Consider the following 22,257-nt stretch of genomic DNA (forward strand, 5'->3'; position numbering starts at 1 on the left):
ATGACCGACGCCGACGCGCTGTACGCCGTCTCGCCGCTCGACGGCCGGTACGGGAGCCGAACCGCGCCGCTGTCGCCGTACGCGAGCGAGGCGGCGCTGATGCGCGCCCGCGTTCGCGTCGAGGTCGAGTACCTGATCGCGCTCGCCGACCTCGAGGCGACGCCGCTCGAACTCGACCTCGAGGAGCGCGAGCGCCTGCGCGACTGCTACCGGGCGTTCGCCGAGGAGGACGCCGAACTGATCAAGAAACTCGAAACCGAGGGCCACGGGGAGTTCGAGGCGACGAATCACGACGTGAAGGCCGTCGAGTACTTCGTCCGCCACCGTCTGCCCGAGGACGGCGACGCCTCGCCGTGGATCCACTTCGGGCTGACGAGCGAGGACGTCAACAACCTCGCCCACCGACTGCTCGTCCGCGGCGCCGTCGAGGAGGTGCTCCTGCCGGCGCTGTACGAGGTGCGCGACGCGCTCGCCGACATGGCCCGCGAGCACCGCGACGTGGCGATGCTCGCGCGCACCCACGGCCAGCCCGCGACCCCGACGACGTTCGGCAAGGAGATGGCGGTCTACGCCGCCCGCCTCGGCCGCGCGACGGGCCGGATCCGCGAGGCGACCGACGGCCTGCGGGGGAAACTCGGCGGCGCCTCCGGCACCTACGCGGCCCACGTCGCGGCCTACCCCGAGGTCGACTGGCCGGCGTTCGCCCGCGAGTTCGTGGCAGGGCTGGGGCTGGGGTTCGAACCCCTCACCACGCAGGTAAACCCCTGCGACGACCTCGCGGTGCTGTTCGACGCGTTCCGCGGCGCCAACGACGTCCTGCTGGACCTCGACCGCGACGTCTGGCTCTACGTCTCCGACCGCTACCTCGGCCAGGAGGCCGTCGAGGGCGAGACGGGGTCGTCGACGATGCCCCACAAGGTCAACCCGATCGACTTCGAGAACAGCGAGGGCAACCTCTCGAAGGCCAACTCCGATCTGACCTTCCTCGCCGACTACGTCACCACCTCGCGGCTCCAGCGCGACCTCTCCGACTCGACGGTCAAACGGAACGTCGGGGCGGCGTTCGCTCACTGCCTGATCGGCTACACGAAGACCGCCGCGGGTCTCGAGACGGTCGTCCCGAACGAGGCCGTCATGCGCGACGACCTCGAGAACACCCCCGAGATCATCGGCGAGGCCGTCCAGACGATCCTTCGCCGCGAGGGCCACGAGGACGCCTACGAGCGCGTGAAGGCGCTGAGCCGCGGTCGGGACGTCACCCTCGCGGACTTCCGCGACCTGTTCGACGACCTCGACGTCCCCGAGGACGTACGCGAGGAACTGCGCGCGCTCGCCCCCGGGACGTACACCGGCGTCGCCGGCGCGCTGGTCGACGAACTGGAGTGAGCCCGCGACCACCGACACTTATTATCGTTCGCTGAAGAGTTACCGGCGATGAGCCCTGACGAGTCCCTCCACGACGAGCACGGCTGCCCGAAGTGCGGCCACGAGGAGACCGAGACCGACAGCATCGCCACCTCCGGCACCGGTCTGACGAAGTTCATGGACGTCCAGAACCGGAAGTTCACGGTCGTCACCTGCACCAACTGCGGCTACTCGGAGCTGTACCGCGAGACCGGGTCGGCCGCGAGCGACGTCGCGGACTTCTTCCTCGGCGGCTGATCGGGGTCGCCGCCGGACTCACTCCCGACCGACGAGCGCCGACAGCGACTCCGCCAGCGCCGCGGCCGCCCGTTCGACGTCCCCGGTCCGGACGTACTCCCGCGGCGCGTGGGCCACGGCGCCCTCCTCGTCGGCCAGCACGCCGGGCCCGAAGACGACCGTCGGCGCGTGTGCCGCGAAGTACGACGCCTCCGTCGCCGCGGCGAACGGCCGGATCTCGCCGCTCGACGCCGCGGCGAGGGTCCGCGCCAGCGGGTCGTCGGCGTCGGTTTCCCACGCTTCGAGGAACGGCGTCGGCCGCTCGGCGAACGAGAACGCGACGTCGACGTCCCCGGGGACCGCCTCGCGGAGGTGCTCGCGCAGCGACGCGCGGAAGCCGTCGGCGGTCTCCGGCGGGACGCTCCGGCGGTCGATCGTCAGCCGACAGTCGGCGGGCACCTGGTTCGTCGCCGTCCCGCCCTCGACGACCGTCGGCGTGAGCGTCGCCGCGCCGAGGTCGGAGTGGGCGGGCGGCGCGTCGGGGCGGTCATCGAACGTCTTCAACGCGGCGAGGACGTCCCCGAGCGCCGCGACCGCGTTCGTCCCCGACGCCGGCGCCGCGGCGTGGGCGTTCGCCCCGGTGAGGGTGATCGTCCCCTCGAACCGCCCCTTCGCGGCCGCGCAGACGTCGAGGCCGGTCGGCTCGCCGACGATCACGCCGTCGGCGTCCCGCACGGGCGAGTCGGGGTCCGAGACGAGCGCGTGGGCGCCGGTCGAGAGTAACTCCTCGTCGGGGGTGACCGCGAGCGTCAGCCGTCCCGCGCCGGGATCGACCGCGAGAAACGCCGCGAGCAACGCGGCCAGCGGCCCCTTCGCGTCGCAGGCGCCCCGGCCGCGGATCACGTCGCCGTCGCGCTCGAACGGGACGTGCGGGGAGACGGTGTCGACGTGGGTGTTCAACACGACGTGACCTCCCTCGGGATCGGCGGCGCCGCGGCTCGCGAGGACGTTCCCCGCCTCGTCCACGCGGGCCGCGACGCCGCGGGCTTCGAGCGTTTCGCGAAGGTACGCCCGCATCGGCTCGACCTCCTCGTTCGAGGCGCGGCGGACGGCCTCTTCGAGGAACGCGATCGGATCGAAGCCGTCCGGGGAGCGGGACGCACCCGTCACGGCTCCCTCGTCCCCGACCCCGCACTCGCGGGCGCCAGTTCGCCGTCGAACTCGCGCTCGACGGCGCCCGACAGCCACACCTCGCCGTCGCCCTCGCCCTCGCGCCCGCCGTCGACGAACCGGATCGCGAGGTCGCCGCCGGGCGGCCGGACCGAAATCGCGTCGGCGTCGGTCAGCCCCAGACGGCGCGCGACGGCGGCGACGGCGACCGCGCCGGTGCCGCAGGCATCGGTCTCGCCCTCGACGCCGCGCTCGAACGTCCGCTGGCGGAAGCCGTCGCCGTCGGGACTCGCGAGCGTCACGTTCGTCCCCCGCGGGAAGGCGTCGGCGCGACGCACCGGCGGCGCGACGGCTCCGAGGGCGACCGCGTCCACGTCCTCGACGAACGCGACCGCGTGCGGGACGCCCGTGTTCAGGGCCGTGACCTCCAGCCCCGCTATCTCCCGCTCGACCACCGGTTCGGCGGCGTCGACTGGCACCTCCCGCGGAGCGAACGTCGGTGCGCCCATCTCGACGGCGACCCCCTCGTCCGTCCGGCGCGCGCGTCGCGCACCGGCCTCGGTGTCGACGACGACCTCGTCGCCCCCCGTCCGCTCCATCGCCCACGCGGCGGCACAGCGCGCGCCGTTGCCGCACATCGGCGCCGTCCCGCCGTCGGGCTGGACGAGGGTCATTCCGACACGCGGCGTTCCGTCGCCCGCCGGGTCGAGGTCGAGAAACAGGATCCCGTCGGCGCCGACGCCCGACTCCGGGTCGCACTCGCGGACCGCGAGCGCCGACCGGTCGCCGACGGCCGCCGCGGCGTCGACGAGCAGGAAGTCGTTGCCGGTCCCGTGGTACTTCTCGAAGGGGACGGTCGCGGTCATCGGGGCACCTCCCCGTACGGGTCGGCCGGGTCGGCGTCGGCCTCCCGCTCGACGCGTGTCACGTCCGCGACCGTCTCGCGGCGCCGCGAGAGCCGCGCCTCGCCGCCGTCGACGACCGCTGACGCCGGCCGCGGCCGGGAGTTGTACCGGCTGGCCATCTCGTAGCCGTAGGCCCCGGCGTTGCCCAGCGCGAGGACGTCCCCGCGCTCGCTCGCCGGAAGGTCGCGGTCCTCGCAGAAGACGTCCGAACTCTCGCAGATGGGGCCCGCGACGGTCTGGGCGCGCTCGGCGCGGCCGTCGGCGTCGGCCGCGAGATTTCGAATCGGATGGTAGGCGTCGTACATCGCCGGCCGGAGCAGGGTCGTCATCCCCGCGTCGACGCCGACGACGGTCGTTCCGGACGCTTCCTTGACGGTGTTGACCCGGGTGAGGAGGACCCCCGCGTCGGCGACGAGGTAGCGGCCGGGTTCGATCGTCAGGCGGGCGTCGACCTCGCCCAGCGCCTCCCGGGTCGCCGCCCCGACCGCCGCGAGGTCGAGCGGCGCCTCGTCCTCGCGGTAGGGGACGCCGAAGCCGCCGCCGACGTCGACGAACTCGAGGGGGCCGACGGCCGCCGTCGCGCGTCCGGCGAGGTCGCCCATCCGCGCGAGGAACTCGCGGTGGGCGTCGAGGTCGTCGGCCGAGACGCCGGAGCCGACGTGGGCGTGGATCCCGACGATGTCGAAGCCACGGTCGGCGGCGGCTTCCAGGGTCGCGACGGCCCGCTCGGCGGGGACGCCGAACTTCGCGTCGGCGCCCGTGCGGACCTTCTCGTGGTGGCCCGCGCCGACGCCGGGGTTCACCCGCAGGCAGAGTCGGCCGTCGTAGCCGCGGGCCGCGAGGCGGTCGACCGTGTCGGCCGACCCCGCGGTGACGGTCAGCCCGGGGTGGTCGGCCCACGCCTCGACGATCCAGTCGAGGTCCGCCGCGGGCGGGTTGACCGGCGTGTACTGCACCCGGTCGCCGCCGGCACCGGCCGCGAGCGCGCGGCCGACCTCGCCGGCGGCGGCGCACTCGATCCCCGCGCCCTCGTCGAGCAGCGTTTCGAGGACGTCCCCCAGCGCGTTCGCCTTCGCGGCGTACGCGATTTCTGCGTCGGGGAAGGCGGCGGCGAGGCGGCGGTAGTTCTCGCGGACGCGGTCGAGGTCGAGGACGTACAGCGGCGTCCCGTACTCGGCCGCGAGGTCGCGGAGCGCGGCCGCGTCCCAGTCGGCGAGGCGGCGGACGGGCGAGTTCCCCGGGTCGACGCTCACTCCCTGAGCACCTCCTCGCGCTCGGTCGCGTCGAGGGTGCGGTCCTCGAGGGCGGTGGCGACGACGGCGGGCTTGTACGCGCCGCCGTCGAAGAGGTCGTGGTCGCCGACCGAGGACTCGACGAACCGGGTGAACGCCCGCCGCTCCGGCGGCAGGCGGCCGTAGCGCACCTCCTCGTCGACGAGGTCGTAGACGGGGATGCGCGGGGTCAGCAGGGTGTTCTCGCCGACGACGCTGTCCTCGCCGACGACGAACCCCGAGGTGACGCGACAGCCCGCGCCGAGCGAGACGCCGTCCTCGATCACGACCGGGGCGTCCTCGACGGGTTCGAGCACGCCGCCGATCAGCGTGTTGGCCCCCAGTTTGACGTTCTCGCCGATCTGGGCACAGGAGCCGACGGTGTCACAGGAGTCGACGAGCGTCCCGTCGCCGACGTGGGCGCCGACGTTGACGAACGCGGGGCTCATCAGGATGCAGTTCGCGCCGACGTGTGCGCCGCGGCGGACGACGGTGCCGTCGGGCGTGTTCCGCGTGCCGCGTTCGCCCCAGTCGCCCGTCGCCGCCAGCGGGAGCACGTCGTTGTACGCGACGCCGCCGTACTCGCGGGTCTCGGCCCGCCGGAGGCCGAAGTTCAGGAGGATGCCCCGCTTGACCCACTCGTTTGCGACCCACTCGCCGCCCTCGCGCTCGGCCGCACGGACCGCGCCGGCTTCGAGCGCGTCGAGGAACGCGTCGAGGGTCGCGCGCTCGGCCTCGCCGGCCGAGTCGGCGTCGACCTCGTCGTTCTCGTAGCGACGCCACAGTTCCGTCACGTCCCGTTCGAGCGCGGTCACGCGATCACCTCCGCGAAGTCGTACCGGCCGGGCGTCCGTCCCGCGATCCAGACCGCCGCGTCGACCGCGCCGGCGGCGAAGACGCCGCGGTCCTCGGCGCGGTGGGCGAGTCGCACCTCCTCGTGGTTGCCCGCGATGCGCACCTCGTGTTCGCCGGTGACGTCGCCCGCGCGCAGCGCGTGGACGCCGATCTCGCCGGCCTCGCGGGGCCGGTCGCCCTCGCGGCCGTGGGTCCGGCCCGCGAACTCCCCGCTGGCCTCGATCTCTTCCAGCAGGCGGTTCGCCGTCCCGCTCGGGGCGTCGCGCTTCCGGGCGTGGTGGGCCTCGACGAGTTCGACGTCGTAGCCCGGTAGCTGTCGAACCGCGTCGCCGACGACGTTCACGAGCGCCTGCACTCCGCGAGCGAAGTTCGGCGCGTGCAACACCGGCACCCGCTCGCTCGCCTCGCGGAGTCGGGCCCGCTCGTCCTCGTCGAAGCCGGTCGTCCCGGTGACGAACGCGACGCCCGCGTTCGCGCAGGCGTCGGCGTACTCGACGGCCGAGGACGGCCCCGTGAAGTCGATCACGGCGTCCGGGTCGCGCTCGTCGAGCAGCGGGCCGAACTCGGGGGCGGACTCGATCGCGACGCCCGCGACCGCCTCCTCGTCGGGGTCGCGGTTTACCGCGACGACGACCTCACAGTCCGCTCGCTCGCGTGCGGTCGCGAGGACGTCCCGGCCCATCCGGCCGGTCGCGCCGGTGACGCCGAGGCGGACCGTCATCGGTCCACCTCCGCTCCGGGTACCGAGTCGGCGTCGAGGGCGGCCAGCACCGCTTCGAGGTCCTCGCGGTAGTCCTCGGAGAGGCGGGTCAGCGGCGGGCGGAGCCGCGCCGGGCCGTAGCCGCGGATCGCCATCGCCTCCTTGACCGGGATCGGGTTGGTCTCGACGAACAGCGCCCGGAAGAGGGGGCCGAGTTCGCGGTGGATCGCGCGGGCGCGCTCGTAGTCGCCTTCGAGGGCCGCGCCGACCATGGCGACGGTGCGCTCGGGTTCGACGTTGGCGGCGACGCTGATCGTCCCCGTCCCGCCGACGGCGAGGACCGGGAGGGTGAGCGCGTCGTCGCCCGAGAGCACCGCGAACTCGCGGTCGGCGGTGCGCTCGACGATCTCGCCGATGGCGCCGAGGTCGCCCTCGGCGGCCTTGTAGCCGGCGACGTTGGGGTGGGCGGCGAGTTCGACGGCGGTGTCGGGGTCGATCGACCGGCCGGTGCGGGACGGGACGTTGTAGACGATCTGGGGCAGGTCGACGGCGTCCGCGATCGTCCGGTAGTGTTCGAGCAGGCCCCGCTGTTCGGGCTTGTTGTAGTACGGCGAGATGAGCAGCAGGCCGTCGGCGCCGGCGTCGGCCGCGCGCTCGGAGAGTTCGAGCGCCTCGCGGGTGTTGTTCGAGCCGGTGCCGGCGATCACGGGGACGTCGGAGACGGCGTCGACGACCGTCTCGACGACGCGAACGTGTTCGTCGTGGGTGAGCGTCGCGGACTCGCCGGTGGAGCCGACGGGGACGAGGCCGTCGACGCCCGCGGCTTCGAGGCGGCGGGCGTCGGCGCGGAGCGTTTCGAAGTCGATGCGTTCGTCGGCGTCGAACGGCGTACAGATCGCCGGGAAGACGCCGGTCAGGTCGATCGCTGGTGTCATGTCGTGTGGTGGGGTGGAGCCGTCGCCGGGGTCTCGGCCGGCGACTCGTCGGTAGTCGGCGCGCGTGCGGTCCGGACCGCGCCCGCGACGGGGGTGCCACTCCCGCCGCGAGCGCTCTCACGCGCGTTTTTTGGGAAAACGAGGGGTCGCGTCGCTCCCGGCGGCCCGAACCCGGACGGGAGCGACGCGGCGCATACGGTGGACACCGACCCGGGCCGACTTAGCGGTTGCGTCCGCCGCCATTCCTGCCGGTCGGTCGCCTCGCGGTACACTCCGGGCGTTTTATACTTCTCTATCGCCACCCGGCGGATACATGGCAGACCTCGGACTGCGACTCCGGATGCTGGTCGTCGGATCGATCCTGGCGGCGTTTTACCTGTTCGTCGGGATCGTCGGCCTGACGATCCTCGGCCCCGGTTCCTGGCCGCTGGTGGTGGTGCTCATGCTCACCTTCCCGGTGGTACAGTACAAGATCGGCACGTGGAGCGCCACCCGGGGGGCCGAGGAGATGCCGGAGACCGGACCGTACGGCGAGATCCACCGCGCGACCGAGTCCCTGAGCCGCGACATGGGAATCGAGAAACCCCGGCTGCTGGTCACGCGGATGGGCGTGCCGAACGCGTTCGCGACCGGCCGCCGCGGCGACGGCGTCGTCGTCGTCTCCGAGGAACTCGTCGCCCTCCTCGACCGCGACGAACTGGAGGGGGTCGTCGCCCACGAACTCGCACACATCAAGAACCGCGACGTCCTGCTGATGACCCTCGGGAGTTCCATCGGGATGATGGTCGGCTGGGCGGTCTACTTCGTGTACGCGTTCGCCGGCGACGAGAACCCCGGCGGCTTCCTCGCCGGCTACGCGCTCTCGGTCGTCGCGCAACTGCTCGTGACGGTCTTCGTGATGGCCATCTCGCGGTACCGCGAGTACGTCGCCGACGCCGACGCCCGGCGGGCGATCGGGGGCGGCGAGCCGCTGGCGCGGGCGCTCGAAAAGATCGCCCGCGGCGCCGAGGGCCGCGAGTCCCGCGTCGACGACAGCGTGAGCGCGCTCTGTATCTTCAACGCCGACCGGGGACTGTTGCAGACGCTGTTCGCGACCCACCCGCCGACCGAGAAGCGAATCGAGCGCCTGCGTCGCTGATCGGTGCGGCGAGCGCGGGAGGGAAGCGGTTTTGCCCCTCGCCCGCACACCGTTTCCTATGACGAACGTCCACCCGGGTCAGCGCGTCGCGATGCTCGTCGACGCGCAGAACCTCTATCACACCGCGCAGAGCATCTACACTCGTAACATCGACTACTCCTCGCTGCTCGAGGAGGGCGTCGGCGACCGCCAGCTAACCCGGGCGATCGCCTACGTCATCCGCGCGGACTCCCCCGAGGAGGAGAGCTTCTTCGACGCGCTGGTCGACATCGGCTTCGAGACCAAGATCAAGGACATCAAGCGCTTCTCGGACGGGACGAAGAAGGCAGACTGGGACGTCGGGATGAGCCTCGACGCGGTCACGCTCGCGAACCACGTCGACACGATCATCCTCTGCACGGGCGACGGCGACTTCTCGCGGCTGTGCTCGCACCTGCGCCACGAGGGCGTCCGCGTGGAGGTGATGGCGTTCGGGTCGTCGACCGCGGAGGAACTGATCGAGGCGGCCGACGACTTCGTCGACCTCGCCGACCGCCACGAGACGTTCCTGCTCTAGCCGGCGAGCGCCCGGTTCCGGGCGACCCCGACGAACAGCGCCGCGCCGGCGACGGCGACCGCCGCGAGCGCGAACAGCGAGACCGAGAGTGTCGAGTCGAGGACCGACGGGCTGACGAACGTCACCGCGCCGACCGCGACCAGCGCCAGCCCGAGCGAGACCTGCGTGACGTCCATACTGAGACTCACTAGCGAAGGGGATCGTATAGCTTTCCCTATTCACGCGCCGATGACACGTGGTGGCGTGTCACTATCGGCGGGCGCGAACGCCGGTCGAAGGGCTTTCGATCCGCCGCCGCCAACGCCGGCCAATGAGCGAGTCAGCCGACGGGAGCGCGGACCTCCCGACCATGCGGACCATCGCGGACTACCAGTTCGGCGCGGGCGCCGGCGCGGCGCTGTTTCCCCCCGACGAGCGCGCGGCGATCACGATCAAGCGGACGACGTCGGGCCGGCCCCAGCAGGTCCACGCCGACGACGGCCGGATCGTCTCGTTCGGCACCGACGGCCGGTTCACCCTCGGGCTGGAGGGCGGCCGGCGGCTGGCGGCGGCGCTCGACCCGCCGGCGTACCGCGTGGTCGTCGACGACGAGAGCGAACCGTTCGTCCGCGACGGCAAGAACGTCTTCGCGAAGTTCGTCCGCGGGGTCGACCCCGCGGTGCGGCCGGGCGACGAGGTGCTCGTCGTCCACGAGCGCGGCGACCTGCTCGCGGTCGGCCGCGCGGAACTCGACGCGGGCGCGATCGAGGACTTCGAGACGGGGATGGCGGTGTCGGTCCGGGAGGCCGCGCCCGCCGACGACTGACCGCCGTTACCGGATCGCGCGCGAGACCGCAGGGTAAAAGGTCGCGCGTGGCGACGTACCGGGTATGTTCGGAGGAGGCGGCGGACTCAACCCGCGCAAGATGGAACAGATGATGAAGCAGATGGGGATCGACGTCGACGAGATCGACGCCGAGGAGGTCGTCATCCGCACCGACGAGCACGACCTCGTCTTCACCGACCCCGACGTGACGAAGATGGACGCCCGGGGTCAGGAGACCTACCAGATCATCGGCACGCCCGAGGAGCGCGAACGCGGTGCCGCGAGCGCAGACGAGGGCGCGGCCGACGCCGACGCGGGCGCCGGGGTCGACGAGGGCGACGTCGAACTCGTCGCGACCCGCACCGGCGCGAGCGAGGCGGAGGCCCGCGAGGCCCTCGAACGACACGACGGCGACCTCGCGGCGGCCGTCGCGGACCTCGAGTGAGCGTGCACGCGCCGGTCTTGCTGGTCCGCGACGACCGGGAGTACCTCGTCCGGCCGGGCGAGGAACTGGGCACCGACCTCGGGGTACTCGAGGTGCCCGCGGACGTCGAACCCGGCGACGAACTCGAGACCCACCTCGGCAACGAGTTCCGCGTCCGCCGACTCCGCGGCCCGGACCTCTTTCATCACTTCGAGCGGACGGGCGCGCCGATGGTGCCCCGCGACGTCGGCCTCGTGATCGGCGAGACCGGCGTCGGCGTCGGCGACCGCGTCCTCGACGCCGGCACGGGAACGGGCGTACTCGCCGCCTCGATGGCCCGCGCCGGCGCGTCGGTCGTCACCTACGAGCGCGACCCCGAGTTCGCCGACGTCGCCCGCGAGAACATGGCGCTCGGCGGCGTCGCCGAGGACGTCGACGTCCGGACGGGCGACCTGACCGAGGAACTCGACTCGCTCGCCGCCGGCGACCCGTTCGACGTGCTCACCCTCGACACCGGCGACGCGCCGGCGGCCGTCGCCCGCGCTTCCGACCTGCTCGTCGACGGCGGCTTCGTCGCCGTCTACAGCCCGTTCGTGGAGACGAGCCGCGAGGTCGTCGAGGCCGCCCGCGAGGCCGACCTCGCGGACGTGCGCACGCGCGAGACGATCCAACGCGAGATGGACTTCGACGACCGCGGTTCCCGCCCGTCGACGGCGCCCGTCGGTCACACGGGCTACCTGACGGTCGCGCGCAACGAGTGAGCGGGTCGCGGCGATCGGTCGATTCTCGCTGGCTCCGCCGCGACCGCGCTCGCGTTCCGTTCTCAGTCGCGTTTCCGGGCGCCAAGCGAGAGGCTCTGCACGCCGTACCGCTGGCAGGCGTTCGCCGCTCGCTCGGAGACGAACTCGTAGTCGTCGTTCTCCGCGACCGCGCCCACGTCGAAGCCCGCCGCCTCGATCAGGTCGGTGTAGCTGTCCACCTGCTCGGCGCCGCCGATGCAGGCCGCCCACAGGTCCGCGTCGTTCTTGATGCGTTCCGGTAGCCGTTCGTCGCTGACGATATCCGAGAGGGCGAGTCGCCCCCCGGGCCGCAGCACCCGCGCGGCCTCCTCGAAGACCCGATCCTTCTCGGCGGAGAGGTTGATCACGCCGTTGGAGATCACCGCGTCGAACGACTCGTCCTCGAACGGGAGGTCCTCGACGTACCCCCGACGGAACTCGACGTTGTGGAAGCCGTTCTCCGCGGCGAGGTCGCGGGCCTTCTCGACTTGCGCCGCGGTCATGTCCACGCCGGCTACCGTCCCGGTCTCGGTCACGTGCAACCCCGCGACGAACGCGTCCGTCCCCGACCCGCTCCCGAGGTCGAGGACCGCCTCGCCCGGTTCGAGAGCCGCCACGTCGAAGTGATAGCCGACGCCCGCGAACGAGTCGACCGCTTCGTCCGGGACGGCGTCCAGATCGGCGGGGTCGTAGCCGAGGCGCTCGGCGAGTTCCCGGCCGGTCTCGAAGTGAAAGTCGGCGTCGGCCGACGTCGCGACGTCGCGGTAGATCGAGGTGACCTCGCGTTCGAGTTCGTCCGTGTCGAGTGATTCGTTCATCGGTGCTCAGTCGTCGCCCGCCACCTGTGCGGGCGTGTTGATGCTCATATCGACGTCCTGACCGAGCGAGACGAGCGTGTAGACCGGCGCTCGTCGGGCCCACTCGTCGATCAGTTCCTCGTCGAGGTCCGGTCCTTCGATCTCGATCTCGGCGGTCAGGTTCTCGAAGACCGAGTCGGCCTCCGCGAGTTCTGCGAGGCTAAAGAGGACCGCCGGGTCGAAATCGGTCCGCACGCGCGTCTGGAGCCGTTCGATCTCGACCCCGTTGGCGGCGGCGTTGATCGTGATGCCGACGTTGATGCAGGCGGCGAGCGCCGACAGCGCGGCTTCGACCGGCTCTATCCGGTCGGTCGCGCCGATCCACCCGCCGGCCTCCATCACCTCCTTCCAGCCGCCGTAGGGGATAGTGTACTCGCGGGTCTCGCGGGCGATCGTCTCGCCGCCGAGCTGGTAGCTGTCGATCTTCGCCAGGCTGTGTGCGGCCGTCCCCTCGTAGGTCGCGGACGCCCCGAGGCCGAGTCGGACCGCGTCGGGGTCCTCGGCCGCGTGTTCGGCAAACCCCGCGAGCGTTTCGCGGTCGATACCGTGTACGATTTGCTGGTCGTCGGTCATTGTCTGTTACCTCCCGGCCGGAGACGCTACGGAGGCGCCGATATTGTAGCTATTTTGTGACGTCTCGGCGGTTGCTGGCGCTCCTGCACTCGGTGCAAACGACGCACCGACTGCCGTCCCGCTTCCCGGTCGACGCCCCACATCACGGAGAACGCGACGGAGGCCCGCCGGCCGGCGTCTCGTCCCCGGGACCGTCACTCGGGGATCTGCCCCGGTTCGACCGGTCGAGCCTCGGGCGTGTAGCGGTCGTAGACCGACTGCGCCCACTCGCGGACCGCCGGGACGTCGGTATCGATCAGCGCCTGAACCGTTCCGCTGTCCTGCTCGTAACAGCTGATGGTGACGCGCTCGTCGAGGAGCCCGATTCCGTGTGGCGGGAGGTCCTCGTGTTCCAGCACCGTGAAGTTCTCCCGCTGGAGCATCTCCGAACTGCGCTCCGGGTACGTAGAGAAGAAGTACGTGTGGCAGTTCGGCCGGTCGATCAGCGTGACGTCTACGCCGTCGTCGACCACCCGATACAGGGCGTCGAGACAGGGCTCCATCAGCGCGACCTCGGGGCGAAGGAACCGTAACGTAGTCGTCTCCCGCAGGAGCGACTCGAATCGGTTTACCGGACGGTACGGAACGTCGGGTTCGGCGACGGTGACGGTGAGATCCGCCCACGTCTCGATCGGGAACGCGCCGACCTCGTCGGGGAGCCAGTGCCAGACGTCGCGCAACTTTCGCTCGGTTTCGACCCGTTCGAGCAGCTCCTCTACCCCGGCTGCGATCGCCTCGCCCAGCCGGGTTGCCAGGTACTGGTATCCGTCTTTGCGGATCCAGATCCGGTCTTCGAACTCGTCCAGCGTCCGTCGCATCGTGGACGGGGAGACGCCGGTCAACTCGCAGAGTTCGGGGCGGCTTCGCGGACGCTCGGTCAGTGCGACGAGTGTCGGGATTCGGTGTCTGGACCGCGCGAGATACGCGATATCACCGGTTGGCGAGTCGTCGGGGTAGTGTTCTATGTCATCCGTCCCCATGGTGGGCGTACACAAAGTAGCACGAAAACTGTGGGCCCCTCTCATGCGACGACCGAACGTTACGAGTACCCGAGACTTTCGACCCCGGTGTCTCACGACGGGGTCGCCACAGCGTTCCCGCCGAGATCGAAGCGGACTCGGCACGACCGAACTCCGAGGACTCGAAACCGGGGACGACCACGCTCACCCGGCCTCTCGACCGAGCCGTCGATCACGCCGACGGTCGCGTCGGGGCCCTAGGTGCGCGGGCGGGGACGGCTCAGTTGTCGTCCTCGCGCCACTTGTGTTCGCACTCGGTACAGATGAAAAACCGTGTCTCGGACTCGTCGGCCGAGCGGATCTGTTGCATGTACCAGTAGGCGCGGTCGTTGCCACACTCCGGGCAGTGGGCGTCGGTCTCGGGCAGCGAGGTCTCGTTCGAGGACTCGATGACCTCGCTGGTCTCCTGACCCTCGGTGACGATGTACTGGGCCGCGTCGCCTTTCGGCTTGCTGGACCCGCAACTCCCACAGACCCACTGGCCGTCGTCCGCCTTCATCATCGAACCGCATTCGTCGCAGAACTCCATCGTTGTCCGGGCTACGCCGTCCGAGCGACTTAAACGGCCCGCTTACCGCGCGCCAGGGGCGGCCCCGTCACGACTATCCCTCGCCCTCCGACTGGTAGGGCTCGCCGACGGCCTCCCGTGGCAACGCGTTGTTGAGTTCCGACTCGAGGTCCGCGGCGCTGTCGAACGCCTCGGCCGGCGTCCCCGCGACGACGTCGCCGAGGTTCACCTCGCCGTCGGCCAGCAGAACCGCGACGTCGTCGAGTTCGTCGGCGGCCGCCGCCCGCGAGAGCGGGTAGTCGAGTTCCGAGAGGACGGTTTCGACCCGGCTGAGTTTGACTTCTCGCGCCATACCGGCCGTTCGCGCGGCGGCGGCTTGAACTTCTGTCACGATCGACGCGAGTGTCCGTCGGCGGGACACGTCGACTCAGGTGCGGTCGGTTGAGACGCTTGCCGGGACCGGGGACGCAACGCAAAAGTACCGCATCCTCGAACCCTTCGACGATGACGCTCTCCGAGGAGGCCCGCGACCGACTCGCGGACGTGGTGGAGCTACAGCCGACGAAGAACGCCGAGTTGCAGGAACGCTGGGGGCTGGAGAGTGGCAGCGAGGTCCACCGCTACCTCGAAAACGAACTCGGGGAGTACTACTTCCGCGACGACAACAGTCTGATCCGCGCGACGGCGGAGGCGGCCGACCTCGTCGACGTCGAACCCGGCGTCGTCGACGACGGGGGCGGCGGCGGGCCGCCCTCCCGGATCCGGGTCCCGGAACTCCACGCGCAGGTAGTCGAGGTGCTCGCCGGCCCGGACGAGCGCTCCCAGAGCGTCGTCTCCGTGCTCCACGACCTCCGGGAGGCGTTCGACGTCGACCCCGACACCGAGGCGGTCCGGTCGGCGCTGCAGAGCCTGCGCCGCAAGGACGTCGTCGAGGTCGAGTACCGCACCGTGCCGACGTTCCGACTGGCCGTCGACCGCGCCGACATCGAGGTCGACGTCTCCGACTGATCCCTCACGGTCCCGGCCGCCGTCGCCGCCGTCGCCCGGCGAGCAACCGCTTGTACCGCTTTCCGGGCCCGCCCTCGATCGGCCAGCCGCGGGTGCGCCACGCGGGCGGTTCGGGCTCGAACTCCGGACAGGAGCCGGCACACTCTGCGGCCGTCTGGGCCCGCCCCTTCGCCGCGCAGCGGGGTAGCAACTGCTCTCGCGCGTGGAGTTCGAAGTGACGGCAGTCGGGGCGCATCGTGTCGACGAACGACCGCCAGCCCCGCTCGTAGGCGCGTTCCGCGATTTCGCGGCGGGTTGCCGCCTTCTCGGCGGGGTCGACGTACTCGAAGCGGGCCGCGGAGGCGTCGCGCTCGCCGCCCGCGGGGCGGTCGAGGATGCGGGTTCCGGGCTCGTCGACCGCGAGGCTCCGGGGGTACCACGTGACCTCGCCGTCGAGGGACTCGGGGTCGAGCGCGAGGATGCCGGCCTCGACCGGCAGGTCCTCGAACAGCGCGGGTTCGACGCGCTCGCCGGTCGCCCGGGTGGCGACCCAGACCTCGTCCGCCAGCGCCATCGCCACGTCGTGTTCCAGTTGCGAGCCGAGGGCGCGGGCGGCGCTCGCGTCGAGGTCGGGCTTGTTCTCGATGGCGACGATCCGGCGGAGCCAGTCGGGGTAGGGCCACTTCCGGCGGATCTCGATGCGGTTGCCGCGCCTGCGCCGTTCCAGGACGCCCCGGTCGGCGGCGTCGTGGATCGCCTCGCGGACGTACCGCCACGGGTAGCCGGGGTCGGGGAGCGCCTCGCGGTAGTAGGCCCACTCGGCGGGGGCGTGTCGGAGGACGTACAGCAGGTCGCCGTTCAGGCGCTCCTCGCCGAAGCGCGCCCGCTCGCGGAGGCCGTCGGGGTCGCACTCGACGACGAGGGTGTCCCACCGGCGGCGTCTCGTGCCGAGTTGTCGGGCGACGAGGACGGCCGCGTCGTCGCGGGTGGCCCTCGCGACGGGCCACTCGCGTTCGGCCCACCGGCACGTCCGCAGTTCGAAGCCGAACTCGGTTTCGGCGTCCGCGGTCACGGTCGATCGGTGGCGGTCGACGGGGAAAACGTTGGTTCTTCGGCTTTCGGGGCTCAGGCGGGGGCCGCCCGCGGCGACCGCGAGGCGTCGCTCCCGCTCGCCTCGGCGAACGCGGCGCCGAACATCCGGAAGATGACGACGTTCGCGTAGAAGCCGACGAACGGGACGAGTACGATGCCGACGATGGTCATGGACAGGATCGTGGTGGCGATCCCGACGAGGAAGACGACCGCGAGCGGGAGGATCGCCGCCATCAGGTACTCGCCGCTCACCAGGACGGGCCTGAGCGTGCCGAGGTCGAACGCCGCGCCGATCGAGTCCTCGTGGGCGTAGTTTGCGAGCGCCGCGGGGACGACGTAGTAGATCAGCAGCCCCAGCGGGACGAACGCGAGCATCGTCAGGACGCCGATGCCGGCGAGGAGACCGCCGCTCTTGCCGCCGATACCGGCGCCGACGCCGAACAGGCCGCCGACGACGAACAGGTACGCGACCGTCGGGACGACGGCGTACGCGGCGGCGACGACGGTCCCGACGAGCCCCGTCACGAGGAGGTCGCCCCAGTCGTCGAACTCCGGGGGGTCGTCGTCGCCACCCGCCGTCCGTTCGAGCACGCGCACGTAGTAGCCCGTCAGGACGAACGCGGGCAACACGACCGGCGAGAACAGTCCGAGCACGCCGCCGAGGAGTATCCGTCGGAGCCAGTCGCCGCGGGTCGGGTACGACAGCCCATCCTCTAGCATGGTGAGCGTTCAGAGAAAGTGATCGGTCATAGCCGTTACGACTTCGCAACGCCGGCGGCGCCGCTCGCGGGGTCGGGGTTCGCGCCGGCCTCCCCGAAATCGCCTCCGCTACAGTTCGTCGTCCTCCTCCGCTTCGAGTTCGTCGAGGAAATCGTGGGCCTCCTCGAGGATCTCACGCGGGCCGTCCTGCGTGACGGTGTTGACCGCCTGTTCGTAGTCGCGCCACTGGAGGTCGCGGTGCTCGCGCGACAGTTCCGCACTCGCCTCGTAGGACTTCGCGATGAACAGGTGGACGGTCTTGTGGATCGTCTTCCCGTTCGCCTCGAAGACGTAGTCGTAGTCCTCTCGAAAGCCGTCGATGAGGCGGAAATCCTCGATACCTGCCTCTTCCTTTACCTCGCGAATCGCCGTCTGCTGTAGCTCTTCGTCCCCTTCGACGCCGCCCTTCGGAAACTCCCAGTCACCCGGGCGGCTCTTGAGTAGAAGATACTCGCGCCGGCCCCGCGTATCGCGGAAGAGGATCGCGCCTGCGCTCGTAGCTTCGACTGCCATTAGCATGAGTAGCGGACGGGCGGTAAAGAGAATATCGGACTGTTCGTATTCCGTGGCGGTATCTCAGCAGGTTTTTAGGCCGCGGCCGCTGACGACTGGTACGACCCGACCATGACCTTCGTCACCCGTCTCACGCTCCAGAGCGGCGATCGAGCCGCGCTCGACGGCATCGTCGACGACATCAAGCACACGGCCGAGCGCAAGGGGGCCGCGCTGAAAGGCCCGCACTCGCACCCGCCGGAGAAACTCAGCGTCCCCCAGCACCGCCGACTCCACGCCGACGACGAGCGGATGTTCCCCTCGTGGGAGTACACCGTCTTCACGCGCGAACTCGAGATCCACGGCCACGACGAGTTCGCTCGTAGGGTCGCCGCCCGCGACTTCCCCGACTCGCTGCACGTCGAGGTCGAGGTCGAACAGATCCACGGGATGGGGCGTGGCCGGAACTGACGGGTCGAAACGGTCTTGTCAGTTCGGCGTACTTGTCGGGGTATGGTCGACGCAGACACCTCGCTCGTGCTCTCGCTGCTCGCCGTCGCGGCGCTCGCGTACTTTCTCGCCTCGCTCGTCCCGCGGGTCGACGCGATGGAGCGCAGTTACCGGAAGTTCGTCGCGCTGACGACCCTCGGCATCTCCTATCTCGTGTTGCTCGCGGTGTTGCTCACCATCCTCGGCGAGACGTCGGGCGGTGACCCGATCGGCGCCGCCCTCGCCATCGCGGTCGCCGCGTTCGCCCTGTTCGGCCTGTCGCTGCTCTACGACGTCTTCGACGACTGGGTCCGGCTGTTCGCCGACCCCGAGTACAACACGTGGGTGGAGGCCTCGCTGGTGTTCGCGGTGCTCGTCTTCCTCGTCGCCGTCTTCCTGCTCGTGCCCTGACCCGGGCCGCCGCCTCGCACGGTTCGGCAATTCTTTTAGGCCCGTGGCCGGAGGTCGGGTATGGACGACCGACTCGTCGCGCTGCGGCGGGACCTCCACCGCAGACCGGAACCCGCCTGGCGCGAGTTCTACACCACCGCGCGGATCGTCGCGGAACTCGACTCCCTCGGGATCGAGGACCTGCAACTGCACGTCGGCCCGGACGCCCTCGCCGGCGACCACCGACTCGGCGTCCCCGAGGAGGCCGAACTCGCGCCGTGGTACGAGCGGGCCCGCGAGTACGACGTCGACGACGAGGTCCTCGACGCGCTGGCGGGGGGGTACACCGGTTCCGTGGCGGTCCTCGACCGCGGCGAGGGGCCGACGGTCGGCCTCCGGGTCGACATCGACGCCCTGCCGCGCGAGGAGGCAGACGACCCCGAGCACGTCCCCGCCGCGGAGGGCTTTCGCTCCGAACACGAGGGTACGATGCACGCCTGCGGCCACGACGCCCACGCGACGATCGGGGTCGGGGTCCTCCGGCGGATCGCCGAGAGCGACTTCGAGGGCACGCTGAAGGTGTTCTTCCAGCCCGCCGAGGAGGTCGTCGGCGGCGGCAAGCCGATGGCCGAGAGCGAACACGTCGCCGACGTCGACTACCTGCTCGCGCTCCACGTCGGCCTCGACCACCCGACCGGCGAGGTCGTCGCGGGAATCGGCGGCTTCCTCGCCGTCTCTCACCTCCGGGCGACGTTCCACGGGGAGTCCGCCCACGCGGGCGGCCGCCCCGAGGAGGGACGGAACGCGATCCAGGCGCTCGCGACCGCGGTGCAGAACTGCTACGCGATCCCGCGCCACTCCGACGGCGCGACGCGGATCAACGTCGGCGTCGTCGAGGGCGGCGTCGCCCCCAACATCGTCGCCGAGGAGGCCACCCTCGTCGCCGAGGTCCGCGGCGAGACGACCGACCTCATGGAGTACATGGACGAGCGCGTCCGCCGAACCCTCCGGACGGCCGCGGAGATGCACGACTGCGAGGTCGAGATCGAGACCGGCGCGGAGGCGCCGAGCGCGACGAGCGACGCGGAACTCGCCGGGATCGTCGCCGACGTCGCGGGCGAGGTCGACGGGATCGAGACGGTCCTCGACCGCGACGACCTCGGCGGCAGCGAGGACGCCACCTACCTGATGCGGGCGGTCCAGGAGAACGGGGGCCGCGCCTGCTACGTCGGCGTCGGCACCGACCACCCCGGCGGCCACCACACCGCCACGTTCGACGTCGACGAGGCGACCATCGGGCACGGGGTCGCGGTGCTCTCCGGGGCGATCGAACGGATCGCGGCGGAGCGGCCCTGACTCGGCTCCGGCGGCGACGCCCCGTGGGACGTCTCAACATTCAAGTATCGGAGAACGAATGCGTTCGAAAATGGTCGACTACGCGACGGTGGTGCTTGGGTTCGCGACGGCCGTCGGGGGCTACAGCGCCGCGCGGTATCTCGGGCGAGTCGAGACGACGCTGCTCGAAGCCAGCGAGCGTTGCGACCGCGCCTGGGCGAACGTCGAGGTACTGCTCGAACGCCGCCACGACGAGGTCGGGTCGCTGATCGACCTCGCGGTCGAACACGTCGAGCACGAGCGGGAGGTCGTCCGGGACCTCCTCGAAGCCCGCGAGCGGGCCATCGAGGCCCAGCACCCGCCGGAGGCCGCGGCGGCGAGCGTCGAGGTGCGGGAGGCGCTGTCGGACCTCTACGCGCTCGCCGACGAGGTGCCGGAACTGCACTCGACCGACCGGTTCGACGACGTACGCGACGCCATCCGGGAGACCGAGCAGCGACTGGAGAACCGCCGCGAGTACTACAACGAGGCCGTCGCGGCGTACAACGTGCGGCTCCGGCGGTTCCCCGAGCGGCTGTTCGCCCGTCGGCACGGCCTCGAACCCCGCGAGCCGTTCCGGGCGTCGGCGGCCGCCCGCGAGGGGGTCGACGTCCGCGAGCGGTTCGCGCGGCTCGATTCCGCCGCGGTTGGGCGAGCGGACGGCGACCGAAACGACGACGCCGACGTCGGCGCCGGCCCCGCCTCGGACTGAGCCGGACCCATGGTACTCGCGCCGTTTTTCTACCTCGTCATGTTGCTCGCCTCCGTCGCCGGGGTGTTCGTGGGCCTCGACGCCGTCGCCGACGGCTTCGCCCGGTACCGACAGGCGGTGACCATCGCCGACACGCCGCTGTCGACGCTCGACGCCGTCGCGGTCGGCCCGGCGGCGGTCTCCGGAACCGTCTCGGCCGACGGCTCGCCGCTCTCGCTGCCGGCCGACGGCCGGGAGTGCGTCGCCTACGACCTGACGGTCGCCGACGACGGCTACGGTTCGACCCGGACCCCGCTGGAGGAGCGGCGGGCGACGGCGTTCACCCTCGAAACCGACCTCGGACGGGTCGGCGTCTCGCCGGCGGCCGTCGAGGGAGCCGAGTTCGACTTCACCGACGACCGCCGGGCGGAACGGACCGTCGCGAGCTACGAGGAGCCGTCCGAGCGCGTCGCCGACTTCGAGCGCTCCCGGGACCTGCCCGACCGCGGGATGCGCTACGACCGGACGTTCGAACTGGCGTGGATCGAACCGGGCGACGAGTGCTACGCGTTCGGGCGGATCGACGCCGACGCGGAGTTCGACTCGGGCGACCGCAAGGGGGCCGTCCTCCGCGACGGCGACGTCACGCCGTTCCTCTCGGACAAGCCGCCGGCGCGGCTCCTGCGCGAGCGCCGGTTCGCGCTCGGGCGGTCCGTCGGCAAGGGACTCGTCCTCGCGACCGTCTCGCTCGCCGCCTTCCTGTGGCTCTCCGGGATCGCGCAGCTGTTTCTGGGCGCCTGACGTTACGGCTCGTACGCGAACACGCGGTACGCGCCGACGACGAGGCCCCGGGCCCACCGCTGTCCGAGGTAGCCCGAGCCGAGCGCGACGACGAGCATGCCCCAGAAGAGCCGTACCCCGGGTTCGGAGCCGGCGAGTCGCTCGTAGAGCGATAGCTCGGCGAGCACGGCGAGGAGCGCGAACAGGAAGAACAGGGCGACGGCCGTCCAGAACCGGAGGTAGCGGTAGCTACCGTGGATCAGCCGGCGGACCCCCGCCGGGAGCGTCGACTCCCACGCCGACAGCCGCGCTACCCCCCGCGCCAGCGCGACCAGCGGGAGGACGGCGACGCCGACGGCCAGAAGGGGGAGCGTCCGGAGCGAGAGGTCGAGGTCGTCGTCGCTCGCGCCCCCGTTCCCGTCCGCGTCGGCGTCCGCAACCGTCGGCGAGTCCCGGACGATCCACTCCGGCGGCCGCGGGGCGGTCTCCGGGTCGACCAGCCGCTCCCGACAGTCGGTACAGAAGTCGGCCGCGCTCTCGTCGAGGCGGTGGAGAAACGGCGCCTCCTCCAGGACACAGCCCTCGTGGGTGCTCTCGAGGCCGAACAGCCGACCGAGCTGTTTGCGCACCTGCTTTGCGACGCGCTCGTCGAAGCGCTCGTCCTCGCCCTCGTCGAACCGGTAGGTCGAGACGACCGCGACGTCCCCGCCGACGTATCCCAGACCGAACAGGCTCGTCAGGTCGCGGTGTCGCACGGGGACGTCGGTCAGCCCCACCGCGAGGTCGGCCTCGCTCGCGTCCGCGACCGCTTCGAGGAGGGACCCGGCGTCGTACTGGTCGTCGGCGGCGAACTCGGCCGGCGTCGGCTCCGCTACCTCCGCCGGCGGCGGGCCGCGTCGCGTCCCGGCGACGGTGCCGACCGTCTCCTCGACCGTCGTGCGGGCGGTCGCGACCGCCCGCGAGGGGACGTCCCCGAGGGCGACGACGTCGACCGTCGGTCGGCGCTCGGGTGGGAACAGCGCCATCGC

The 22,257-nt window shown here is 71.4% G+C and carries 29 protein-coding genes; 13 read left to right on the plus strand and 16 right to left on the minus strand.

All coding sequences use genetic code 11. The annotated features are described in order from the left end of the window. On the plus strand, nucleotides 1–1,386 hold the full coding sequence (gene purB / locus NKG98_RS16275) for an adenylosuccinate lyase (RefSeq protein WP_254767180.1): 1,386 nt from the start codon (nucleotides 1–3) through the stop codon (nucleotides 1,384–1,386). A 48-nt stretch (nucleotides 1,387–1,434) separates the two neighbouring features. Continuing rightward, nucleotides 1,435–1,662 carry a zinc ribbon domain-containing protein gene (locus tag NKG98_RS16280; protein WP_254767181.1) on the plus strand — a complete coding sequence of 76 codons (228 nt, stop codon included), beginning with the start codon at nucleotides 1,435–1,437 and terminating at the stop codon, nucleotides 1,660–1,662. A gap of 18 nt (nucleotides 1,663–1,680) precedes the next feature. On the opposite strand, the gene NKG98_RS16285 is transcribed toward NKG98_RS16280, so the two are convergent. Genes NKG98_RS16285 through dapA form a run of 6 tightly spaced genes read right to left on the minus strand, consistent with a single transcriptional unit; the run spans nucleotide 1,681 to nucleotide 7,477 of the window. Beyond that, nucleotides 1,681–2,811, minus strand: a complete 1,131-nt coding sequence (locus NKG98_RS16285; RefSeq protein WP_254767182.1) for a M20/M25/M40 family metallo-hydrolase — start codon at nucleotides 2,809–2,811, stop codon at nucleotides 1,681–1,683. Further along, complete coding sequence (gene dapF / locus NKG98_RS16290) at nucleotides 2,808–3,677, minus strand: diaminopimelate epimerase (RefSeq protein WP_254767183.1); 870 nt, start codon at nucleotides 3,675–3,677, stop codon at nucleotides 2,808–2,810. The genes NKG98_RS16285 and dapF overlap by 4 nt, the downstream gene beginning before the upstream one ends. Continuing rightward, entirely contained in the window at nucleotides 3,674–4,969 is a 1,296-nt protein-coding gene (gene lysA / locus NKG98_RS16295; protein WP_254767185.1) for a diaminopimelate decarboxylase, read from the minus strand. The genes dapF and lysA overlap by 4 nt, the downstream gene beginning before the upstream one ends. Beyond that, entirely contained in the window at nucleotides 4,966–5,802 is an 837-nt protein-coding gene (locus NKG98_RS16300; RefSeq protein ID WP_254767187.1) for a 2,3,4,5-tetrahydropyridine-2,6-dicarboxylate N-succinyltransferase, read from the minus strand. The genes lysA and NKG98_RS16300 overlap by 4 nt, the downstream gene beginning before the upstream one ends. Beyond that, on the minus strand, nucleotides 5,799–6,563 hold the full coding sequence (gene dapB / locus NKG98_RS16305; protein WP_254767188.1) for a 4-hydroxy-tetrahydrodipicolinate reductase: 765 nt from the start codon (nucleotides 6,561–6,563) through the stop codon (nucleotides 5,799–5,801). Before dapB ends, NKG98_RS16300 begins: the two co-directional genes overlap by 4 nt. Beyond that, a complete protein-coding gene (dapA, locus tag NKG98_RS16310) occupies nucleotides 6,560–7,477 on the minus strand; it encodes a 4-hydroxy-tetrahydrodipicolinate synthase (RefSeq protein ID WP_254767189.1) in 918 nt (305 codons plus the stop codon). The genes dapB and dapA overlap by 4 nt, the downstream gene beginning before the upstream one ends. A 313-nt stretch (nucleotides 7,478–7,790) precedes the next feature. Between dapA and NKG98_RS16315 the strand changes: the two genes are divergently transcribed. Beyond that, nucleotides 7,791–8,615 carry a M48 family metallopeptidase gene (locus NKG98_RS16315; RefSeq protein WP_254767190.1) on the plus strand — a complete coding sequence of 275 codons (825 nt, stop codon included), beginning with the start codon at nucleotides 7,791–7,793 and terminating at the stop codon, nucleotides 8,613–8,615. A 58-nt stretch (nucleotides 8,616–8,673) separates the two neighbouring features. Further along, the gene (locus NKG98_RS16320; protein WP_254767191.1) at nucleotides 8,674–9,171 is read left to right on the plus strand and encodes a LabA-like NYN domain-containing protein; all 498 of its coding nucleotides are present in this window, start codon (nucleotides 8,674–8,676) and stop codon (nucleotides 9,169–9,171) included. On the opposite strand, the gene NKG98_RS16325 is transcribed toward NKG98_RS16320, so the two are convergent. After that, nucleotides 9,168–9,347 carry a hypothetical protein gene (locus NKG98_RS16325; RefSeq protein WP_254767192.1) on the minus strand — a complete coding sequence of 60 codons (180 nt, stop codon included), beginning with the start codon at nucleotides 9,345–9,347 and terminating at the stop codon, nucleotides 9,168–9,170. The genes NKG98_RS16320 and NKG98_RS16325 overlap by 4 nt on opposite strands. A 134-nt stretch (nucleotides 9,348–9,481) precedes the next feature. Here NKG98_RS16325 and NKG98_RS16330 point away from each other — a divergent pair, with 134 nt between their 5' ends. The 3 genes from NKG98_RS16330 to NKG98_RS16340 all read left to right on the plus strand — a co-directional run bounded on the left by NKG98_RS16330 (nucleotide 9,482) and on the right by NKG98_RS16340 (nucleotide 11,161). Further along, a complete protein-coding gene (locus NKG98_RS16330) occupies nucleotides 9,482–9,976 on the plus strand; it encodes a PUA domain-containing protein (protein WP_254767194.1) in 495 nt (164 codons plus the stop codon). Nucleotides 9,977–10,040: 64 nt separating this feature from the next. Continuing rightward, a complete protein-coding gene (locus tag NKG98_RS16335; protein ID WP_254767195.1) occupies nucleotides 10,041–10,421 on the plus strand; it encodes a nascent polypeptide-associated complex protein in 381 nt (126 codons plus the stop codon). A gap of 2 nt (nucleotides 10,422–10,423) precedes the next feature. Next, nucleotides 10,424–11,161 carry a methyltransferase domain-containing protein gene (locus NKG98_RS16340; RefSeq protein WP_254769485.1) on the plus strand — a complete coding sequence of 246 codons (738 nt, stop codon included), beginning with the start codon at nucleotides 10,424–10,426 and terminating at the stop codon, nucleotides 11,159–11,161. Between the two features lie 62 nt (nucleotides 11,162–11,223). Here the strand turns inward: NKG98_RS16340 and NKG98_RS16345 are convergent, their stop codons facing one another. The 5 genes from NKG98_RS16345 to NKG98_RS16365 form a co-directional block, all read right to left on the minus strand. After that, nucleotides 11,224–11,997, minus strand: a complete 774-nt coding sequence (locus NKG98_RS16345) for a methyltransferase domain-containing protein (protein WP_254767196.1) — start codon at nucleotides 11,995–11,997, stop codon at nucleotides 11,224–11,226. A gap of 6 nt (nucleotides 11,998–12,003) precedes the next feature. After that, complete coding sequence (locus NKG98_RS16350; protein ID WP_254767197.1) at nucleotides 12,004–12,609, minus strand: OsmC family protein; 606 nt, start codon at nucleotides 12,607–12,609, stop codon at nucleotides 12,004–12,006. Between the two features lie 194 nt (nucleotides 12,610–12,803). After that, nucleotides 12,804–13,628, minus strand: a complete 825-nt coding sequence (locus tag NKG98_RS16355) for a helix-turn-helix transcriptional regulator (protein WP_254767198.1) — start codon at nucleotides 13,626–13,628, stop codon at nucleotides 12,804–12,806. 259 nt (nucleotides 13,629–13,887) lie between these two features. Beyond that, nucleotides 13,888–14,196 carry a transcription factor S gene (locus NKG98_RS16360; RefSeq protein ID WP_254767200.1) on the minus strand — a complete coding sequence of 103 codons (309 nt, stop codon included), beginning with the start codon at nucleotides 14,194–14,196 and terminating at the stop codon, nucleotides 13,888–13,890. Nucleotides 14,197–14,269: 73 nt separating this feature from the next. Then, nucleotides 14,270–14,527 carry a DUF5789 family protein gene (locus tag NKG98_RS16365; RefSeq protein ID WP_254767201.1) on the minus strand — a complete coding sequence of 86 codons (258 nt, stop codon included), beginning with the start codon at nucleotides 14,525–14,527 and terminating at the stop codon, nucleotides 14,270–14,272. A gap of 152 nt (nucleotides 14,528–14,679) precedes the next feature. Between NKG98_RS16365 and NKG98_RS16370 the strand changes: the two genes are divergently transcribed. Then, on the plus strand, nucleotides 14,680–15,183 hold the full coding sequence (locus NKG98_RS16370) for a DUF5797 family protein (protein WP_254767202.1): 504 nt from the start codon (nucleotides 14,680–14,682) through the stop codon (nucleotides 15,181–15,183). A gap of 4 nt (nucleotides 15,184–15,187) precedes the next feature. Here the strand turns inward: NKG98_RS16370 and NKG98_RS16375 are convergent, their stop codons facing one another. The 3 genes from NKG98_RS16375 to NKG98_RS16385 all read right to left on the minus strand — a co-directional run bounded on the left by NKG98_RS16375 (nucleotide 15,188) and on the right by NKG98_RS16385 (nucleotide 17,526). After that, nucleotides 15,188–16,234 carry a DUF5787 family protein gene (locus NKG98_RS16375; protein ID WP_254767203.1) on the minus strand — a complete coding sequence of 349 codons (1,047 nt, stop codon included), beginning with the start codon at nucleotides 16,232–16,234 and terminating at the stop codon, nucleotides 15,188–15,190. 53 nt (nucleotides 16,235–16,287) lie between these two features. Next, on the minus strand, nucleotides 16,288–16,974 hold the full coding sequence (locus NKG98_RS16380; protein ID WP_254767204.1) for a DUF4013 domain-containing protein: 687 nt from the start codon (nucleotides 16,972–16,974) through the stop codon (nucleotides 16,288–16,290). Between the two features lie 108 nt (nucleotides 16,975–17,082). Beyond that, a complete protein-coding gene (locus NKG98_RS16385; protein WP_254767205.1) occupies nucleotides 17,083–17,526 on the minus strand; it encodes a bis(5'-nucleosyl)-tetraphosphatase in 444 nt (147 codons plus the stop codon). A gap of 111 nt (nucleotides 17,527–17,637) precedes the next feature. Between NKG98_RS16385 and NKG98_RS16390 the strand changes: the two genes are divergently transcribed. The 5 genes from NKG98_RS16390 (at nucleotide 17,638) to NKG98_RS16410 (ending at nucleotide 21,250) form a co-directional block, all read left to right on the plus strand. Next, nucleotides 17,638–17,976, plus strand: a complete 339-nt coding sequence (locus NKG98_RS16390) for an uS10/mL48 family ribosomal protein (RefSeq protein ID WP_254767206.1) — start codon at nucleotides 17,638–17,640, stop codon at nucleotides 17,974–17,976. A gap of 42 nt (nucleotides 17,977–18,018) precedes the next feature. After that, nucleotides 18,019–18,405, plus strand: coding sequence for a hypothetical protein (locus NKG98_RS16395; RefSeq protein ID WP_254767207.1), 387 nt, complete (start codon nucleotides 18,019–18,021; stop codon nucleotides 18,403–18,405). A 60-nt stretch (nucleotides 18,406–18,465) separates the two neighbouring features. After that, nucleotides 18,466–19,740 (plus strand): amidohydrolase, encoded by a 1,275-nt coding sequence (locus tag NKG98_RS16400; RefSeq protein WP_254767208.1) that lies wholly within the window; start codon nucleotides 18,466–18,468, stop codon nucleotides 19,738–19,740. 70 nt (nucleotides 19,741–19,810) lie between these two features. Further along, complete coding sequence (locus NKG98_RS16405) at nucleotides 19,811–20,470, plus strand: LemA family protein (protein WP_254767209.1); 660 nt, start codon at nucleotides 19,811–19,813, stop codon at nucleotides 20,468–20,470. 9 nt (nucleotides 20,471–20,479) lie between these two features. Continuing rightward, nucleotides 20,480–21,250, plus strand: a complete 771-nt coding sequence (locus NKG98_RS16410; protein ID WP_254767210.1) for a hypothetical protein — start codon at nucleotides 20,480–20,482, stop codon at nucleotides 21,248–21,250. A gap of 2 nt (nucleotides 21,251–21,252) precedes the next feature. Here the strand turns inward: NKG98_RS16410 and NKG98_RS16415 are convergent, their stop codons facing one another. Then, nucleotides 21,253–22,254, minus strand: a complete 1,002-nt coding sequence (locus tag NKG98_RS16415; protein ID WP_254767211.1) for a hypothetical protein — start codon at nucleotides 22,252–22,254, stop codon at nucleotides 21,253–21,255. Nucleotides 22,255–22,257: the final 3 nt, after the last annotated feature.

It is taken from the genome of Salinilacihabitans rarus (assembly GCF_024296665.1).
GTDB lineage: Archaea > Halobacteriota > Halobacteria > Halobacteriales > Natrialbaceae > Salinilacihabitans > Salinilacihabitans rarus.